At 68.7% G+C, this 17,970-nt stretch carries 18 protein-coding genes; 5 read left to right on the top strand and 13 right to left on the bottom strand.

The window, feature by feature from the left end; translation table 11 throughout:
* Positions 1-2: 2 nt before the first annotated feature.
* From ABDZ95_RS04715 to ABDZ95_RS04700, 4 genes are read right to left on the bottom strand one after another with little or no spacing between them, the layout of a single operon-like run.
* The gene (locus ABDZ95_RS04715; RefSeq protein ID WP_343791131.1) at positions 3-437 is read right to left on the bottom strand and encodes a DUF1178 family protein; all 435 of its coding nucleotides are present in this window, start codon (positions 435-437) and stop codon (positions 3-5) included.
* Positions 434-1,270 carry a carbon-nitrogen hydrolase family protein gene (locus ABDZ95_RS04710; protein WP_343791128.1) on the bottom strand — a complete coding sequence of 279 codons (837 nt, stop codon included), beginning with the start codon at positions 1,268-1,270 and terminating at the stop codon, positions 434-436. Before ABDZ95_RS04710 ends, ABDZ95_RS04715 begins: the two co-directional genes overlap by 4 nt.
* Positions 1,270-1,527: a glutaredoxin 3 gene (gene grxC, locus ABDZ95_RS04705; protein WP_343791125.1), complete on the bottom strand. Its 258-nt coding sequence runs from the start codon at positions 1,525-1,527 to the stop codon at positions 1,270-1,272. The genes ABDZ95_RS04710 and grxC overlap by 1 nt, the downstream gene beginning before the upstream one ends.
* 24 nt (positions 1,528-1,551) lie before the next feature.
* Complete coding sequence (locus ABDZ95_RS04700) at positions 1,552-2,343, bottom strand: ComF family protein (protein ID WP_343791123.1); 792 nt, start codon at positions 2,341-2,343, stop codon at positions 1,552-1,554.
* On the opposite strand from ABDZ95_RS04700, the gene ABDZ95_RS04695 reads away from it, so the two are divergent.
* Positions 2,342-3,226, top strand: coding sequence for a methyltransferase domain-containing protein (locus tag ABDZ95_RS04695; protein WP_343791120.1), 885 nt, complete (start codon positions 2,342-2,344; stop codon positions 3,224-3,226). The genes ABDZ95_RS04700 and ABDZ95_RS04695 overlap by 2 nt on opposite strands.
* On the opposite strand, the gene ABDZ95_RS04690 is transcribed toward ABDZ95_RS04695, so the two are convergent.
* The 4 genes from ABDZ95_RS04690 to ABDZ95_RS04675 are packed head-to-tail and all read right to left on the bottom strand — an operon-like array spanning position 3,223 to position 6,189.
* The gene (locus ABDZ95_RS04690) at positions 3,223-3,402 is read right to left on the bottom strand and encodes a Flp family type IVb pilin (protein ID WP_343791117.1); all 180 of its coding nucleotides are present in this window, start codon (positions 3,400-3,402) and stop codon (positions 3,223-3,225) included. The two genes, ABDZ95_RS04695 and ABDZ95_RS04690, sit on opposite strands and share 4 nt — an antisense overlap.
* Positions 3,403-3,422: 20 nt before the next feature.
* Entirely contained in the window at positions 3,423-3,821 is a 399-nt protein-coding gene (locus ABDZ95_RS04685; RefSeq protein ID WP_425542961.1) for a (deoxy)nucleoside triphosphate pyrophosphohydrolase, read from the bottom strand.
* A gap of 8 nt (positions 3,822-3,829) precedes the next feature.
* Entirely contained in the window at positions 3,830-5,203 is a 1,374-nt protein-coding gene (gene argJ / locus ABDZ95_RS04680; RefSeq protein ID WP_343791111.1) for a bifunctional glutamate N-acetyltransferase/amino-acid acetyltransferase ArgJ, read from the bottom strand.
* Complete coding sequence (locus tag ABDZ95_RS04675) at positions 5,200-6,189, bottom strand: peptidylprolyl isomerase (protein WP_343791108.1); 990 nt, start codon at positions 6,187-6,189, stop codon at positions 5,200-5,202. The genes argJ and ABDZ95_RS04675 overlap by 4 nt, the downstream gene beginning before the upstream one ends.
* Positions 6,190-6,429: 240 nt before the next feature.
* On the opposite strand from ABDZ95_RS04675, the gene secA reads away from it, so the two are divergent.
* On the top strand, positions 6,430-9,291 hold the full coding sequence (secA, locus tag ABDZ95_RS04670) for a preprotein translocase subunit SecA (protein ID WP_343791105.1): 2,862 nt from the start codon (positions 6,430-6,432) through the stop codon (positions 9,289-9,291).
* A gap of 96 nt (positions 9,292-9,387) precedes the next feature.
* Positions 9,388-10,551 carry an aminotransferase class V-fold PLP-dependent enzyme gene (locus tag ABDZ95_RS04665; protein ID WP_343791102.1) on the top strand — a complete coding sequence of 388 codons (1,164 nt, stop codon included), beginning with the start codon at positions 9,388-9,390 and terminating at the stop codon, positions 10,549-10,551.
* 1 nt (position 10,552) lies between these two features.
* On the opposite strand, the gene ABDZ95_RS04660 is transcribed toward ABDZ95_RS04665, so the two are convergent.
* Together ABDZ95_RS04660 and ABDZ95_RS04655 are read right to left on the bottom strand one after the other, a co-directional pair.
* Positions 10,553-11,476, bottom strand: coding sequence for a hypothetical protein (locus tag ABDZ95_RS04660; RefSeq protein WP_343791099.1), 924 nt, complete (start codon positions 11,474-11,476; stop codon positions 10,553-10,555).
* A gap of 104 nt (positions 11,477-11,580) precedes the next feature.
* On the bottom strand, positions 11,581-13,083 hold the full coding sequence (locus ABDZ95_RS04655; protein ID WP_343791096.1) for a CoA-acylating methylmalonate-semialdehyde dehydrogenase: 1,503 nt from the start codon (positions 13,081-13,083) through the stop codon (positions 11,581-11,583).
* A 101-nt stretch (positions 13,084-13,184) separates the two neighbouring features.
* Here ABDZ95_RS04655 and ABDZ95_RS04650 point away from each other — a divergent pair, with 101 nt between their 5' ends.
* Entirely contained in the window at positions 13,185-13,541 is a 357-nt protein-coding gene (locus tag ABDZ95_RS04650; protein WP_343791093.1) for a DUF1801 domain-containing protein, read from the top strand.
* Here the strand turns inward: ABDZ95_RS04650 and ABDZ95_RS04645 are convergent.
* Genes ABDZ95_RS04645 through ABDZ95_RS04635 form a run of 3 tightly spaced genes read right to left on the bottom strand, consistent with a single transcriptional unit; the run spans position 13,538 to position 15,759 of the window.
* The gene (locus tag ABDZ95_RS04645) at positions 13,538-14,428 is read right to left on the bottom strand and encodes an alpha/beta hydrolase (protein WP_343791090.1); all 891 of its coding nucleotides are present in this window, start codon (positions 14,426-14,428) and stop codon (positions 13,538-13,540) included. The genes ABDZ95_RS04650 and ABDZ95_RS04645 overlap by 4 nt on opposite strands.
* Before the next feature lie 48 nt (positions 14,429-14,476).
* The gene (locus tag ABDZ95_RS04640) at positions 14,477-14,953 is read right to left on the bottom strand and encodes a Fur family transcriptional regulator (protein ID WP_343791087.1); all 477 of its coding nucleotides are present in this window, start codon (positions 14,951-14,953) and stop codon (positions 14,477-14,479) included.
* Positions 14,954-14,970: 17 nt separating this feature from the next.
* Entirely contained in the window at positions 14,971-15,759 is a 789-nt protein-coding gene (locus ABDZ95_RS04635; protein ID WP_343791084.1) for a class I SAM-dependent methyltransferase, read from the bottom strand.
* A gap of 145 nt (positions 15,760-15,904) precedes the next feature.
* On the opposite strand from ABDZ95_RS04635, the gene ABDZ95_RS04630 reads away from it, so the two are divergent.
* Positions 15,905-17,947: a TonB-dependent receptor domain-containing protein gene (locus ABDZ95_RS04630; RefSeq protein ID WP_343791080.1), complete on the top strand. Its 2,043-nt coding sequence runs from the start codon at positions 15,905-15,907 to the stop codon at positions 17,945-17,947.
* Positions 17,948-17,970: the final 23 nt, after the last annotated feature.

The raw sequence follows: 17,970 nt of genomic DNA, 5'->3' as shown, positions 1-17,970 counted from the left end.
GGTCAGTTGACCTTCGACGGGTCCGGCGGGAGAAATGGCAGGGGAGCGCAGGGCACGCCGTCGTCCTTGAGCTTCCTCACCTCGGCGGGCGTGGCCTCGCCATAGATCTCGCGCTTCTCGGACCGGCCCTCGTGAATGTCGCGGGCCTCGCGGGCGAAGGCGTCGCCGACGTAGTCGAAATTCTGCTCGACGTGGGCGCGGACCTCGCGGGCCGCCTCCATCATCATGGTCTGCATCTTCGCCGCGACGTCCGAAGCGGGCGCGGTCTTCTTCGTACCGGCGACCGAGGGGGCCATGATCTGCTTGGTCACCGAGGTCGAGGCGCAGACCGGGCATTCCACGAGGCCGCGCGCCGACTGGTCGTCGTAGTCGGCCGAGGACCCGAACCAGGCCTCGAAGCCGTGGTCGTGCTGACAGATCAGGGCGTAGCGGATCATGCGGGTAGCGAGAAATCGCGATCGTGGGTCAGTTGCGGCACCGCGTTGCGGGCGCGGGCGACCGCGTCGAGGTCGAGATCGGCGAAGAGCACGCCGGGCTCGTCATTGTCCAGCCTGGCGATCACCTCGCCCCAGGGCGCGATGACGGTGGACCGGCCCCAGGTGCGACGGCCGTCCTCGTGGGCGCCGCCTTGGGCCGGAGCGAGGACGAAGCAGCCGGTCTCGATGGCGCGGGCGCGCAGCAGGACCTCCCAGTGGGCCTCTCCCGTGGGGACGGTGAAGGCGGCGGGGACGGCGATCATGGTGGCGCCGGCCTTGGCCAGCGCGCGATGCAACTGGGGGAAGCGGATGTCGTAGCAGACGGTGAGGCCCAGCCCGCCCCAGGGCGTGTCGGCCACGACGGCCTGATCGCCCGGACGGACGGCGGCGCTCTCGCGCCAGCGCTCGCCGGTCGGCAGGTCGACGTCATAGACGTGCAGCTTGTCGTAGCTGGCGACGCGGCGGCCGTGGTCGTCGATCAGGATGGAGCGGTTGGCGGCGCGGTCGTCGCCCTCGTGCCCCGACGTCACGATGGCCGAGCCGATCAGGAGCCAGACGCCCAGTTCCTTCGCCAGAGCGGTCAGGGCCAGAACGACGGCGTCGCGGTCGTCGGGGGCCAGGGCGGCCTGACGCTGCTCGCGGTTCTGGATGAGGAAGTTGGTCCCCTCGGGCGTCAGGATCAGCTGCGCCCCGCCGGCGGCCGCCTGACGGATCAGGGGCTCGACATGCGCCAGCGCGGCCCCGGCCGAGGCCGGGGTGCGGGTCTGGATCAGGGCGACGCGCAGAGCGGTCATCAGGCGGCGAGAAGCGCGTCCAGCTCGCCCTTGCGGTCGAGGGCGTGGAGGTCGTCGGATCCGCCGACATGTTTTCCGTCGATGAAGATTTGCGGGAAGGTCATGCGACCGTTCGAGCGCTGGATCATCTCCTGCTTCTTGTCCGGATCGTTCGAGGCGACGATCTCGGTGTAGTCCACGCCCTTGCGGGCCAGCAGACCTTCGGCGGCCGCGCAGTAGGGACAACCGGGCTTGGTGTAGATAACGACTTCAGCCAACGACATTTCTCCTGTGTCAGGACCTCATGTAGGCAATTGCCGCGCGGAACGCACGCGGGCGACGACGGCGAGATCGACGGCGGTCGCTCCGGCGTCCAGCAGGGCGCGGGCGCAGGCCCCCGCCGTCGCGCCGGTGGTCAACACGTCGTCGACCAGAAGGATGCGCCGCCCCTCGACCTTGCGGACTCCGACGGCGGTGACGGCGAAGGCCTTTTTCACATTGAGGCGACGGCCGCGCACCGACTTGCCGCCCTGGCTGGCGGTGTGGGTCAGGCGGTTCAGGGCGTCGGGCAGGAAGGGGACGCCGGTCGCCCTCGCCAGCGGCCGGGCGATCTCGGCGGACTGGTTGAAGCGGCGCGACAGCAGGCGGAACGGGTGCAGGGGCACCGGCACGATGGCATCGGCTTGGTCAAGCAGAGGCGCGGCGGCGCGGCTGATCCAGCGGGCAAACAGGGGAGCGAAGGGTTGGTGGTCGCCGTGCTTCAGCTGGAGGATCAGATCGCGCGAGGCGTCGTCATAGACGCAGGCCGCCCGGGCGCGGGCGAAGAGATAGGGCTCGGCCATGCAGGCGGCGCAGCGGCCGGCGAAGTCTCCGGCGTCGGCGGCGAAGCCCGCACCGCAGCCGTCGCAGACCGGATCCTCCAGAAAGGTGATGCGGCTCCAGGCCGCCGCCGTCAGCCCCGGCGTGGCCGTCGCGCGGGGCGCATCATGGGCGAGCGTGGGCAGCAGAAGATTGGTCAGGCCGCGACCGATCGCACGGCCGACGCCGCCCGCGGCTTTCCATCGCGCGCTCCAGACCCCATCCTGAAGGCTCATGAGCCCCTCCTCCGGTCCCCCCGTAATCTTCGACACCGCGCGCCGAACGGCAAGGCTTGCGCGCAGCGATCCCCGTTTCGCCTCCGCCGACTTCCTGCACGCCCGCGCGGCGAGGAACGCCGTGGACAGTCTGGACACCCTGCTGCGCGAGTGGCCGGAGGTCGCGGACCTGTCGGCGCACCCCGGCCCGTTCGCCGCGGCACTGGCCGAGAGCGATGCGGCGCGGAAGGTCGGGGCCGTGAAGACGTCCGGCGACCGGGCCAGCCGTGCGGGACCCGGCGCGGGGCCGCTGGAGCTGCCGGACCAGTCGCAGGACCTGATCGTCAGCCTGATGAGCCTGCACTGGGCCAACGACCTGCCGGGCGCGCTGAGCCAGATCCGGCGGGCGCTGAAGCCGGATGGGCTGTTCGTCGGCACCCTGCTGGGCGCGGGCACGCTGAAGGAACTGCGCGGCGTGCTGACCGAGGCGGAACTGGAGGTTCGCGGCGGGGCGCAGGCGCGGGTGTCGCCCTTCGCGGACGGCTATGACGGCGCTGCGCTGCTGCAACGTGCGGGCTTCGCCCTGCCGGTGTCGGATGTGGACCGGGTGACGGTGCGATATCCCGACCTGCTGGCGCTGGTGCGGGACCTGCGGGCCATGGGCGAGACCAATGTGCTGGCCGGCGGCGGACGGCCACTGACACGGGCCATCGTGGCGCGCACGGCGCAGCTTTATGCCGAGCGCCATGCCGAGCCGGACGGGCGCATTCCGGCGACCTTCGAGATCGTGCATCTGGCTGGCTGGGCGCCGCACGAGAGCCAGCAGAAACCTGCCGCGCGGGGCTCGGCGAAGATGCGGCTGGCGGATGCGTTGGGGGTCAGGGAGCAGTCCGGCGAGGACTAGCCGCCCATGGCCGTGCGCAGGGCGTTCATCGCGTTGTTGAACAGGCTTTCGGTGGCGCCGCCCAGCGCCGTGATGGCGCCGATGATGACCAGAAAGATCAGGGCCATGATCAGCCCGTACTCGATGGCCGTGGCGCCGCTTTCGTCGTTCGCGAACCGGGTCAGGAAGCGTGTCATGAGCGCCCCCTTCCGGACGGCTAGAGAAGATCGCGCAGCCAGGCGATCAGGGGTTCGTCAGCCGGGGGCATGGGCCATTGCGACAGCTGGTTCGGCTTCACCCATTTGAGGGCCGAATGCTCCCGCGCCTGCACCACGCCCGACCAGCGTCGGCACAGGTACAGTGGCATGAGAAGGTGAAACGTTTCATAAGCGTGACTGGTAAACACGAACGGTGCGAGGCAGGCCTCGGTCACGTCGATGCCCAGCTCCTCCTTCAGCTCGCGGATCAGGGCGGCCTCTGGCCGCTCGCCCGGCTCGACCTTGCCGCCGGGAAATTCCCACAGCCCCGCCAGTTGCTTGCCTTCAGGCCGCTGAGCGATCAGCACGCGGCCGTCAGTGTCGATCAGGGCGACGGCGACGACGAGGACGGTCTTCAGGGGTTCGGTCACGAGCGATAGTCACCGTTGATCTCGATGTAGCGCTTGGTCAGATCGCAGGTCCACACGGTGGCCGAAGCGCGGCCGGAGCCGACATCCACGGTGATGTCGATCTCGGCGTTCTTCATGTAGGCGCTCATCTTCGCCTCGTCGTAGGTCGGCGAGGGCGCGCCGTCGACGGCGGCGACGTGGGGGCCGAATTTGATAGCGAGGTGGTCACGGTCGACCGGCTCCTCGGTCTTGCCGACAGCCATGACCACGCGGCCCCAGTTGGCGTCCTCGCCGGCGATGGCGGTCTTCACCAGCGGGCTGTCGGCGATCGACTTGGCCAGCTTGCGGGCCGAAGCGGGCGAGGCGGCGCCGTCGACGGTGACTTTCACGAACTTGGTCGCGCCTTCGCCGTCGCGAACCAGCTGGTGGGCGAGGTCGAGCATGACCTGGTCCAGCGCGCGGCTGAAGTCCTTCAGGCGGCGGTCGCCGACCCGGCCGATGCGCGGCGCGCCGGAAGCGCCTGTGGCGAACAGCAGGCAGGTGTCGTTCGTCGAGGTGTCGCCGTCGACCGTGACGCTGTTGAAGGTCGTGCGGACATGCAGGCTGAGCATGGCGCGCAGGACGTTCTGGTGGATGTCGGCGTCGGTGACGATGAAGGCCAGCATGGTCGCCATGTCCGGGGCGATCATGCCCGAGCCCTTGGCGATGCCGGCGATGCGGACCTTGTGGCCGTCGATCTCGCACTCGGCGAACGAACCCTTGGGGAAGGTGTCCGTCGTCATGATGCCGAGGCCGGCGCGGGCCCAGTTGTCGGCGTCCAGACCGGCCTCGACGTCGTGCAGGCGGGCGGCGATCTTGCGGTCGTCCAGCACCACGCCGATCACGCCGGTGGAGGCCAGCATCACGTCGCGCTGGCGGCAGCCGAAGCGTTTGGCGACCTCGGAGGCCGTGCGGCGGGCGGCGTCGGCGCCGGCCTTGCCGGTGAAGGCGTTGGCGCAGCCGGCGTTGACCACCAGGGCGCGCACGTTCGAGCCGCCGCCCTCGGCGTCCAGATGGCGCTTGCACCAGTCGACGGGGGCCGAGCCCACCTTGTGGCGGGTGAAGACGCCGGCGCAGGTGGTGTCGCGGGCGAAGCTGAACACCACCAGATCGTCGCGTTCGTGCTTGTAGAAGCCGGCGCGGGCGGTCGCGATCTCCACCCCGGCGATGGGCGGGATGTGGGGGAAGGGCACGGCCAGAGGCGAGACCTGCAGGCCCGGCTTGCCCGGCGCCGCGGCGGGCGCGGCCTTCGGCGTGGACGTCGTGGCCCGTTTGATGGCGGTCGCCAACGGGTCCAGCGCCTTCTCGATCGCCTGTTCGATCTTCTGGCCGGGGCCGGTCGTCTTGCTCATTGGGTCTTCGCCGGAACGGGGGTGGCGGGAGCGGCCGGAGCCGTGGTCGCGGGGGCGGCGGGCGCGGCTGCGGCGGGTGCAGCGGCCGGCGCGGCGCGCGGCGCGGAGGCCGGCTCGGCGTCGCCGCGGCCCTCGTTGGTCAACAGAACCTCGACCTCGGCCTTGCCGCGCAGTTGCTCCAGCAACTGGCGCACGCCTTCATAGGTCAGATAGCGCACGATCTGGGGCCGTGCCTGCTCCAGGGTCGGCGGGGTCTCGCGGCGACGGTCCTCGACGCGCAGGACGGCCCAACCGCCCTCGGTCTGGAACGGGCCGACGGTCGAGCCGGCCGGACGATCGCGCAGGGCGTTGGCGTAGGCCTGCGGCATGACGTCCAGCGTCGAATAGCCCAGGTCGCCGCCGGAGAAGCGGGTCGCCTCGTCGATCGAGCGTTCCATGGCCACGGCCTCGAAGGCGGCGCCCTGGTTCAGGATGCCGAGGACGGCGTCGGCCTGCTCCTTGGTGCGGGACAGGATCAGGCGCGTGCGGATCTCTTCCGAGGTGCGGGCGAGGCGCAACTGCTCCTGATAAAGCTGTTCGACCGAGCGGTCGGTGATGGAGCGATTGACCTCGGCCTCGACCAGCATGTCGCCAAGGATGCGCTCGCGGGTCGCCTCCAGCCGGCGCTGGGCCAGGGCCGAGTTGTCCAGCCCGCGGCGCTCGGCCTCGCGGCCCAGCAGCTTCTGGTCGATCACTTCATCGAGAACCCGGCGGAACAGGTCGGAGGTGACGTCCAGCGGCTCGCCCTCCCCGACAAGCCCCTGGGCGATCGCCTCGCGGCGGACGTCCGAGGCCCAGATGGTGTCGTCCTCTACCTTGGCCACGGCGCGGTCGCCGGGCTCCGGAGGACGGTCCGAACCGCCCCCGCCGGAGCAGGCGGCGACGAGCAGGGACAGCCCCATAACGGCGGCGGTCAGGATCGGCAGAGTGTTGCGGGAAGGCCTCATGCGGGCGCGCTCCGTCGGCGGGCGGCAATAGCCCTCGCGTTGACAGGGGTAAGGGCGGTGCTTAAGTCCCGGCTGCGCCCAAGTCGAGGGGTTTTCGAACGTTCGCGCGACCCCGCGTGATGCGCCTTGCAAGGGTGCTCAGGGTCGCCGTCGCCGAGACCTCTCCGCGGCGTTCAGATCGCCGCCCTTCCGGGACCCCGTACCAGAGCCGCTCGTCGCTCGCCCGCCTTCGGATCACTCATGCTCGGCTTCGCCAAGAAACTCTTCGGCTCGTCCAATGACCGCAAGGTCAAGGACTTCATGAGCCGCGTTCAGAAGATCAACGCGATGGAGGCCAAGTATGCGGCCCTCAGCGACGACGAACTGCGGATGATGACCGATCACTTCAAGGATCGGGTCGCCGGCGGCGAGTCGCTGGACAAGATCATGAACGAGGCCTTCGCCGTGGCGCGCGAGGCCTCCAAGCGTGTTCTGGGCCAGCGCCAGTACGACGTGCAGCTGACCGGCGGGATGATCCTGCACGACGGCGGCATCTCCGAGATGCGGACCGGCGAGGGCAAGACCCTGGTCGCCATCGCGCCGGCCTATCTGAACGCCCTGACCGGCAAGGGCGTGCACGTCATCACCGTGAACGACTATCTGGCTCGCCGCGACGCCGAGTGGATGGGGCGTGTCTATCGCTTCCTGGGCCTCGAGGTCGGCGTGATCGTCAATGGCCTGTCGCAGGGCCAGCGCCAGGCGGCCTATGCGGCCGACATCACCTACGGCACCAACAACGAGTTCGGTTTCGACTATCTGCGCGACAATCTGGTCTATGACCGTCGCGAGATGGTGCAGCGTCCGCACCACTTCGCCATCGTCGACGAGGTCGACTCGATCCTGATCGACGAAGCCCGGACCCCGCTGATCATCTCGGGCCCGACCGAGGACCGGTCGGACCTCTACATCACGGTCGACGCGATCGTGAAGGAGCTGATCCAGGACAAGGCGACCTACGACCTGGACGAGAAGCAACGTCAGGCCCTGCTGTCCGAGGAAGGCTCGGAACGCATGGAACAGATGATGACGGAACGCGGTCTGCTGGCCGAGGACACGACCGATCTGTACGACGCCGCCAACGTCTCGCTGGTGCACCACACCAACCAGGCCCTGCGCGCCAACACCCTGTACCAGAAGGACAAGGACTACATCATCAAGGCCGGCGAGATCGTCCTGATCGACGAGTTCACGGGCCGCATGATGTCGGGCCGCCGCCTGTCCGAAGGTCTGCACCAGGCCATCGAGGCCAAGGAAGGCGTCAAGATCCTGCCCGAGAACCAGACGCTGGCCTCGGTCACCATCCAGAACTATTTCCGCCTGTATGAGAAACTGTCGGGCATGACCGGCACCGCGGCCACCGAGTCGCAGGAGTTCATGGACATCTACAAGATGGATGTCCTCGAGGTGCCGACTCACCGCCCGATCCAGCGCATCGACCACGACGACGAGATCTTCCGCACCGAGGCCGAAAAGAACCAGGCCATCGCCAAGTTGATCGCCGAGCGCCACGTCGCCGGCCAGCCGATCCTGGTCGGAACGGTCTCGATCGAGAAGTCGGAGACCCTGTCCAGGCTGCTGGACACCTTCGAGTACAAGGTCGAGGTGTCCCGGACCCTCAAGAAGGAGTTCGAGGGCAAGGCCAAGGACGCCGAGAAGCTCGGCGACGCCGCGTACGACATCAAGTACGAGACGAAGTTCAAGGGCGTCCCGCACAGCGTCCTGAACGCCCGCCAGCACGAGCAGGAAGCCTACATCGTCGCCGACGCGGGCCTGCCCGGCGCGGTGACGATCGCGACCAACATGGCCGGCCGCGGCACCGACATCCAGCTGGGGGGCAACCTCGAGATGCGGATGCAGAAATGGCGTCAGGACCTGCGCAACATGGCCCAGGAAATCACGCCCGAGATGGAAGTCGCCGAGGAAGCGCGGCTCAAGGCCGATATCGCGGTGCAGAAGGAGGCTTCGCTGGCCGCCGGCGGCCTGTTCGTTCTCGGCACCGAGCGCCACGAGAGCCGCCGAATCGACAACCAGCTGCGCGGCCGGACGGGCCGTCAGGGCGACCCGGGCACGTCGAAATTCTTCCTGTCCTGCGAGGACGACCTGCTTCGCATCTTCGCCGGCGACCGTCTGGACGCCATCATGCGCCAGTTCGGCGTGGCCGAGGGCGAGGCCATCAGCCACCCTTGGCTGAACCGCGCCGTCGAGACTGCCCAGAAGCGCGTCGAGACCCGCAACTACGACATCCGCAAAAACCTGCTGAAGTACGACGATGTCGTGAACGACCAGCGCAAGGCGGTGTTCGAGCAGCGTCAGGAGTTCATGGACTCCGAGGACCTGTCCGAACTGGTCGGCGAGTTCCGCAACGACGTGATCTCCGATCTGGTCGAGAAGCACATGCCGCCCAAGGCCTATGCCGAGCAGTGGGACATTGTCGGTCTGGACGAGAAGGTCCGTTCGACCCTGGGCCTCGAACTGCCGCTGGCCGACTGGGCTGCGGAAGAGGGCGTGTCGAACGAGGAGATCGAGGAGCGTATTGTCGAGGCCGCGGACGCCCGTGCCGCCGAGCGGCTCGAACTGGTCGGCGCCCAGCAAACCCGCAACGTCGAGAAGCAGTTCATGCTGCAGATGATCGACATGCAGTGGCGCGAACATCTGGTCCATCTGGACCACCTGCGCGGCGTTATCGGCCTGCGCGGCTACGGCCAGCGCGATCCGCTGAATGAGTACAAGACCGAAGCCTTCAACCTGTTCGAGACCCTGCTCTACGAACTGCGGCACAACGTGACACGCTGGCTGATGACGGTGGAGTTCCGCTTCCAGGACGCCGCCCCGCCCCCGCTGGAGATGCCGGAGTTCCAGGAAATCCACCTGAACCCGGGCACCGGCGAGAACGAGATGGCCAATCCGTCGGCGCAGAACCCCGAAGGCCAGGTCACGGGCGACGATCGCGCCCGTCTGCCCGTCGATCTGCTGCCGGTCGGCTGGGAGCGCACGCCGCGCAACTCGGACTGCCCGTGCGGGTCGGGTCGCAAGTTCAAGCACTGCCACGGCGCGCTGGTCTGACGACAGACTGATCGCGACGAGAGATCGGAGGCGGGTTCGCGATGCGGACCCGCCTCTTTCCTTTTCGCACCGACGCCGATGCGGGTAAGGTCGGGCATGAGCCACAAGTTCCTGTTCTCCCGCGCCCTGTCCCTCGCTCCGGAACGGCTGCATTTCGCCGCGCACAGCCATCACCTGTGGCCGGACGCCAGCTTCGACGCCCAGGTTCAGGCCTGGACCGAGGCCAACGCCTTCGCCGACCGGAAGTGGGACCTGATCTTCGGCGAGGTGATCCCGAAGGCGCAGGTGCATGTGGCGAAGGAACTCGCCCTCCCCTCACCGGACTCGATCATCTTCGCGCCCAACACACACGACCTGTTGCTGCGGATCGCCTCGGGCGTCGAGAGCAAGCCGGTGCGTATTCTGTCCACCGACGGGGAGTTCCACTCGTTCCGGCGTCAGGGTCAGCGCTGGGAGGAGGCCGGAGAGGCGGTGATCACCCGCGTGCCCCTGCATCCGTTCGAGACCTTCGAGGATCGCTTCGTCGAGGCGGCGCGGGGCGGCGGGTTCGACCTGATCTTCATCAGCCAGGTCTTCTTCCGCACCGGACAAGCCTTCACCCGCATCGAGGATCTGGCGGCGCTGGCGAAGCCGGAGGGGCCTTGGGTGGTCATGGACGGCTACCACGGCTTCATGGCGACCCCGACGGACCTGTCGGCCGTGGCGGACCGGATCTTCTACGTCGCGGGCGGGTACAAATATGCGATGTCCGGCGAGGGCGTCTGCTTCCTGCACTCACCGGGTGGCTTCTGCCCGCGCCCGACTATCACCGGATGGTTCGCGGAGTTCGGCGATCTGGCGGGCCCGCCGGGCGGGGTCGGCTATCGCACCGACGGCGGCCGGTTCTGGGGCGCGACCTTCGACGCCTCGGCCCTGTATCGCTTCAACGCCGTGCGCACGATGCTGGACGAGGCGGGGCTGACGACCACGGACATCGCCGCCCATGCGCGTGGCCTGATGCAGACCTTCCAGACGGCTGTGGCGGACGGCCGCGCCGGCAAGCTGGGCGAGGCCGAACTGCTGAACCCGGTCGAGGGCGACGGCGCACGGGCGCGGTTCCTGGCCTTCCGTCACCCGAAGGCGGCGGAGTGGAAGGCGCGGCTGATGGACGGCGACATCGTCACCGACGTGCGCGACGACGTGATCCGCTTCGGCTTCGGCCTGTATCAGGACGAAGCCGACGTGGAGCGGCTGATCGCGGTCTGCGGCGAACGCCTTTGATCTAGAAGAAGGTCGTGTCGTCCTGCCGGCTGGCCTGGGGCGCCTTGCGGGGCGTCGGCGGCGGGGTCTGGCGCGGCGCGGGCGTCACGGCCGGAGCGGCGGCGCCGGGTGCAGCGGGCGTCGCCGGCGCGGGTTGCCCCGGAACCGGTGCGGTCGCCGGCGGGATCGCCGGATACGGCATCGGCGACGGCTGACCCGGCTGGGGCGCCGGCGTTCCGTCGCCCGGATAGGTCATGCCTTCGTCGGAACCCAGCGGCGCGACCGGGGCCGGAGAGACGCTTTCCGGTGCGTCCAGATCGTCGCGGATGAAGGCCCAGGACCGGCTGTCCGAGCAGGCGCAGGCCTTCATGAAGCCCTCGCGATCACGCCAGATCACCAGCGGATAGCGGGTCGACAGACCGGTCTCGCGCAGGTCGGCGGTCAGGCGGGTGATGAACTGACGCCCTGCCTCGACCACCGCGGCGCGGGCCAGGTTGTTGTCGGCCGAGGGAATGCCGGCGGCGGTCCAGTTGCGGACCGGAGTGGCGGTCCAGCGCAGGTAGAGCGACCAGTCTCGGGTCAGCCACAGCTCGGCGACCGTGGCGCGCTCGGCGGCGGTCGACTGGGCCAGACCCTCGCGGTCCGGGCGGGCGAAGACGATGACGCGCACCTCGGCGCCGGCGGCCCTCAGCTTGGGCGCCTCCTCGCGCTCGTAGCGCTGCATGGCGGCGGAGTCGCGATAGCCGATGATGTAGACCGGCTCGCCGCCGCCGCCGGCGGAGATCCACGAACTTTCGTCCAGCAGGCGCTGGATCTCGGCCTGATTGCGCGTGACCGTCACCGGCTGGAAGCGGGCGTAGAAATTCCAGTAGGCCCAGTAGCCGCCGCCCGCGAGGGCGAGACCGATGACGGCGGCAAGGGCGGACCAGACGAAAAAGCGACGCATGCGGGGGAGCGCTCCAGCTTCACAGTGCGTAGAGGTTAACGCCTATCACCGATTTCCGCTGCCTGTAACGCCGGAGAGGCGAAACCTCTCCGGCTGTGTCGTGATCAGCCCATCGTCGGGATGACGAAGGAGCTGTCGGCGTGCTCCAGGGCGCTGTCGGGCCAGCGGGCCGTGACGGTCTTGACCTTGGTCCAGAACTTCACGCCTTCCATGCCGTGCTGGTTGGTGTCGCCGAAGGCCGAGCGCTTCCAGCCGCCGAAGGTGTGGTAGGCGACCGGCACCGGGATCGGCACGTTGATGCCGACCATGCCGACGTTGACGCGAGCGGCGAAGTCGCGGGCCGCACGGCCGTTCTGGGTGAAGATGGCGACGCCGTTGCCGTACTGGTGCTTCGACGGCAGCGACAGGGCCTCCTCGAAGCTGGCGGCGCGCATGATCTGCAGCACCGGACCGAAGATCTCTTCCTTGTAGGACTCCATCTCCGGCTTCACGTGGTCGAACAGCGACGGGCCGACGAAGTAGCCGTTCTCGTGACCCTGCAGCGTGAAGCCGCGACCATCGACGACCAGCTCGGCGCCATCCTTCACGCCCTGGTCGATCCAGCCCTCGACGCGCGCCTTGTGGGCGGCGGTCACGACCGGGCCGTAGTGGGCGCCGGTATCGGTCGAGACGCCGACACGCAGGGTCTCGATCTCGGCGACCATGCGCTCGCGCAGTTCGTCTGCGGTCTTCTGGCCGACAGGCACCACGACCGGCAGGGCCATACAGCGCTCGCCGGCCGAACCGAAGGCCGCGCCGGACAGGTCCTTGATGACCTGATCCATGTCGGCGTCCGGCAGGACGATGCCGTGGTTCTTGGCGCCGCCCATCGCCTGGACGCGTTTACCGTGGGCCGCGCCCAGCTGGTAGACGTAGTGGGCGATGTCGGACGAGCCGACGAAGCTGACGGCGTGGACCTGCGGATGGGTCAGGATGGCGTCGACGGCGGCCTTGTCGCCATGGACGACGTTCAGGACGCCGGCGGGAGCGCCCGCTTCCATCATCAGCTCGGCCAGACGCACCGGCACGGACGGGTCACGCTCGGACGGCTTCAGCACGAAGGTGTTGCCGACGGCGATGGCCACGCCGAACATCCACATCGGGATCATGGCCGGGAAGTTGAACGGGGTGATGCCCGAGACGACGCCCAGCGGCTGGCGCATCGAATAGACGTCGATACCCGGACCGGCGCCCCAGGTGTATTCGCCCTTCAGGGCGTGGGGGATGCCGCAGGCGAACTCGATGACTTCCAGACCGCGCTGGATGTCGCCTTTGGAGTCGGCGATGACCTTGCCGTGCTCGGACGACAGCATCTCGGCCAGCTCGTTCATGTTCGCCTCGACCAGGCGTTTGAACTCGAACATCACGCGGGCGCGGCGCTGCGGGTTGGTCGAGGACCAGCCGTCGAAGGCGCCCTGAGCGGCCTGGACGGCGCGATCGACCTCGTCGGTGGTCGCCAGCTGTACGCGAGCCTGGACCTCGCCGGTGTTCGGATTGAACACGTCCGAGAAGCGGCCCGAGGCGCCGACGAATGAAGCGCCGCCGATGAAGTGGTTGATGTCGCGCATGATCGGCGTTTCCCTGAACTGAAGTCTTGTTCTTGTGGGCGGCGGTTTAGCGCCTGCCCGCCCCGCGCGCCAGCGGGGTGCGACCGATCGAGGAGGAAGTGATGCCGGACATAACGACCCACGCCGACTACATCGCCGCCGCGCCGGAGGCGTTCCGCCCCCTGCTGACCCGCCTGCACGGCCAGCTGGCCGCCGCCCTGCCCGAAGCGGAAGCGGTGATCCAGTACGACATGCCGGGGTTCCGGGAGGGTGGTTCGGTGGTCGCGGGCTATGCGGCCTTCAGCAAGCAGTGCGGTCTGTATGTCGCGCCGGCCGCGATCGCTGCCCATGCGGACGAGATCGCGGCGGCGGGCCTGAGGGCGACCAGGACGGGCGTGACCTTCTCGGACCGCAAACCGATCCCGGAGACGCTGGTTCGCAAGCTGGCGGAGGCGTCGCGGGCGGCATCCGGCGCCTAGACGGCGGCGTCGAACAGGGCGTCGCGGGCCACGTCCGCGCGCAGCATCGGGAAGAAGTGATTGCCGCCCTCGACCGTCTCGACCGAGACATGGGGCAGGCCGCGCGGGTTCGCCGGAACGCTGCAGGTCGAGTTGGTTTCGGCCTTCAGGATGCGCACCGGGCCGCCGAAGCGTTGCAGGGCGCGCCAGGGATCATGGCTCTGGGACCCGTAGTTGGCGGCTTCCCATTCCGGACGGCACGACAGGGTGAAGCCCTTGTCCGCTTCGGTCAGGCCGTCGACCAGATAGTCGGCGACCATCATCTCGGGCCAGCCCTTGAAGGCGCCGCGGCCGGTGTAGCCGGCCATAGCCTGCTCGCGGCTGTCGAAGACGGCGCGCCTCTTCAGGGCGTTCTTCACCAGCGGAATGCGCGAGGACAGGCGGTCCAGAAGGGGCAGCTGGAAGGCAGCAACTGTCAGGCGCGACCAGATGACGGGATCAAGCAGGACCAGACCCGAGACCTTGTCAGGCCGTTCGGCTGCGGCCAGCGTCGAAGAGGTTCCGCCCATCGAATGGCCGGCGAGGATCACCGGTGGGCCGTCGAGTGCATCCAGCAGCGCGGTCAGGTCGTCGCGATGGTCGTGCCAGTTGCGACGGCCCTCAAGCCGGGTCGGCAGGGTCGACTTGCCATGCCCACGGAGGTCGGGCGCCCAGATGCGCAGGGAGTTGGCCAGCGGGGCCAGCAAGCTGCGGTAGGTCATGGCGTTGAAGCCGTTGGCGTGGACGAAGACCAGATCGACCGGCCGCTTCGGATCGCCGAAGTCGAGCACGGCCATGTCTCCATCCCCCCAACGGTTGGAGATCGGCAGGGTCAGGCGGCGCGGGGGAGAGAGCCGGATGGCGTCCATGGGTTCCACGATAGCGGCTGACGCCCCGGTTTTCCAGAAAGACGGACCTTAGCGACAGGCCGGACAACGGCCGTGCGCCTCGATGGTCGTTCGCTCGATGACGTAGCCTGCCTTCGCCGCCGCGCCGTCGAGACCATCGGCGACGGAGGCCGCGACCTCCTCGGTCGCGCCGCAGCAGTCGCAGATCAGGAAGGCGGCGGCGTGGGCGCTGTCGCCGCCGGTGCAGGCGACATAGGCGCTGATGGAGGCGATGCGGTGCACCAGTCCCTTGCGCTCGAGGAACTCCAGCGCGCGATAGACGGTGGGCGGCTTGGCCGGCTGGCCGTCCTCGCCGAAGCGGGCGATCAGGTCATAGGCCTTCACCGGCTCGCCAGCGGCCAGCAGCAGCTCCAGCACGCGCAGGCGCGCGGCCGTCATGCGCTCGCCCTCGGCCGTCAGCCGGGTCTCGGCGGCGCCGAGCGCGCGCGAGACATCGGCCGCCTCGGGCGGGCCGTCGTGATGGTGATGATCGCAGGCGGAACCCATGAGCCAGAGCTAGTCGTTCACCGGCCCCGCCGCAACCGGCACGGGATCGCCGGCTCGGCCGAGATGACGTAGTCGTGGCCGTGCGCCAGACCGTTCTCAGCCCTCGCCACCGCATGGGCATCGACGCGGAGCGCCTCGATGCGTCCGGCGAGGGCGTCCGCGAGCGAGCGATCCGGGATTTTCGCCAGACGCCGAAGGCCCATGTTCAGCTGATTGTCGATCCAGCGCGGCCGGTACCGATTGGCGAACCGGCGGGCGGAGGTGATCCGGAAGCCCGCCTCCTCCAGCCGGGCCGTCGTCCATTCGGCGGGATATTCGCGGTACGGTGTCTCGTCGGCCAGCAGCAGGCAGACATCGCGCATCCGGCCGATCTCCCGAACCAGTCGCGCGGCCGGCGTCGGCGCATTGCCGACGACATAGGGATCCAGCCCGGTCACATAGAGCACGCCGCCGACCAGAGGGCGCAGCCGGCGAAACAGGTCGTTTTGGAAATAGGGACCGAAACCCTCCACCGCGCCCAGCAGATAGTCGGCGAGAACCACGTCGAAGGTTTCGCCCTGCAGAAGGGTACGGTCCATCCAGTTGCCGAGCAGCAGGCGATCGTCGGGGCGGAGCCGCCCGCCCACGGCGTCCCGGACCTGCGTCGCATGCCCCTGCGCCGCTGTGACGCCCGTCCACTGCTCCGTTGGCAGCGACAGCAGCCAGTCGGCCGAGTTCACGCCGGTCCCGGCATCGAGCACCGAGCCCCAGGGCCGGTCGCCGTGCAGTGTCTCGATGTGCGCGAAAAGTCCCAGGGTCGAAGGCATGGCCGTCCGTCGTCGGATGAGGGGTTGTCAGTTGTAACATTATAACATACGCAGCGAAGCTCTGTTTTCGACGGATACCCTTTTCATGCGTGTTTCCCTGCTTCTCACCGCCGCTAGCGGCCTTGCTCTCGTCGCCGGATCGGCGATGGCCCAGACCGCTCCCGCCCAGTCGCAGCAGGCGACCGAGCTGGATGAGGTGGTCGTCACCGCCGTGCCGCTGGGTCGCGGGGCCAACGATGTGGTGTCGAGCGTGGCGGTGCTGGGCGGAGACGAGTTGGTGCACCGTCGTCAGGCGACGCTGGGCGAGACCCTGTCGGGCATTCCGGGCGTGTCGTCGGACACCTTCGGCGGCGGCGCGAGCCGGCCGGTGATCCGCGGTCAGACCTCTCCGCGCGTGAAGGTGCTGAATAACGGCGCGGCCATGCTGGACGCCTCGGAAATCTCGCCAGACCACGCGGTCAGCGTCGAGCCTCTGCTGGTCGACAGCATCGAGATCCTGCGCGGGCCGAGCGCCCTGCTGTACGGCGGCGGCGCCATCGGCGGCGCGGTGAATGTCGTCGACCGCCGCATCCCGACCCGCACGGTCGAGGGCATCACCGGCGCCGTCGAGGCGCGCGCCGGCACGGCCGACGATGAACGCACGCTCGTCGCGGGTGTGACCGCCGGTCTGGGCTCATTCGCTCTGCGACTGGAGGCGTTGAAGCGCGAGTCCGGCGACTACGACATCCCGAGCTTCCAGACCCCGCACGAGGAACACGAGGGCGAGGGCGAGGAAGAGGAGGAGCACGATCACGGCCCGTTCGACACCCTGGCCGGCTCGTTCAATGACACCTCGACCGTCACCATCGGCGGTTCCTGGATCGGCCAGCGCGGCTACTTCGGCGTGGCATACACCGAGCAGCAGAGTGACTATGGCCTGCCGGGCCACAGCCATGAGTATGAGGACTGCCACCCGCACGGCTCCAGCCTGCACTGCGGCGGCCACGACCATGGCGGCGACGACCATGATCACGACCACGACCATGGCGAACACGAGTCCCCGGTCGTCGATCTGCGCAGCAAGCGCGTCGATGTGCGCGGCGAAATCCGCCAGCCGTTCTCGGGCGTCGAGCGCATCAGCCTGCGCGGCGGCTTCACCGACTATGCGCACGACGAGAAGGAAGGCGACGAGGTCTCCACCACCTTCACCAATGAGGGCTATGACGCCCGCGTCGAGGTCGAGCACTCGCCGATCGGCCTGATGCGCGGCGTGGTGGGCGTGCAAACGATGCGCAGCGACTTCGCCGCCGTCGGCGAGGAAGCCTTCCTGCCGGAGACCCGGACCACGGCCAACGCCCTGTTCGCGATGGAGGAGTTCGATCTGGGCGACCTGCGCCTGGAACTGGCCGCGCGCCAGGAATGGCAGGAGGTCGAGGCCGTCGGCCAGCCTACCGTCAAGCACGAACCCTTCTCGATCTCTGGCGGCGCGGTCTGGTCCGTCTCGCCGGAATGGTCGGTCGCCGGTTCGCTGTCGCGCTCGCAGCGCGCGCCGTCGGCTCAGGAGCTGTTCGCGCGCGGCGTCCACCTGGCGACCAACACCTACGAGATCGGGACGGCTGACCTCGACGTGGAGACCGTGACCGCCGCCGAGGTGTCGCTGCGCCGGACGCGTGGCGCCACGACGATGACGGCCAGCCTGTATCGCTATGGCTATGACGGCTACATCTTCGCCGACACCCTCGACGCCTACGAGGCCTTCCGCCTGATCCGCTACGACCAGGCCGACGCCGTGTTCACCGGCTTCGAGGGCGAGATCAAGCATCGGTTCACCCCGTGGTTCACCGGCGAGGTGTTCGGCGATCTGGTGCGGGCCAAGTTCGATAACGGCGGCGGCGCAGTGCCGCGCATCCCGGCTGCGCGCCTGGGCGCGCGCGGCGAGTTCCTGTGGAATGCCTGGTCGGGCGAGCTGGAGTACACCCACGCCTTCGAGCAGGACCGTATCTCAACCTATGAGACGGTCACGCCGGGCTATGACATGGTCAACGCGACCGTGGCCTACGACTTCACCGTCGGCGGCGTCGGAGCCCAGGTCTACCTGCGGGGCAACAACCTGCTGGACGAACTGGCGCTGAACCATGCGTCCTATCTGACCAATGTCGCGCCCCTGCGGGGCCGGAACATCGTGCTCGGTTTCCGCGCGACGTTCTGATTACAGCGCAGGGCTGTTTCGGT

This window comes from Brevundimonas kwangchunensis, from assembly GCF_039523815.1.
Lineage (GTDB): Bacteria > Pseudomonadota > Alphaproteobacteria > Caulobacterales > Caulobacteraceae > Brevundimonas > Brevundimonas kwangchunensis.
This window is presented reverse-complemented; position numbering and strand designations above follow the sequence as displayed.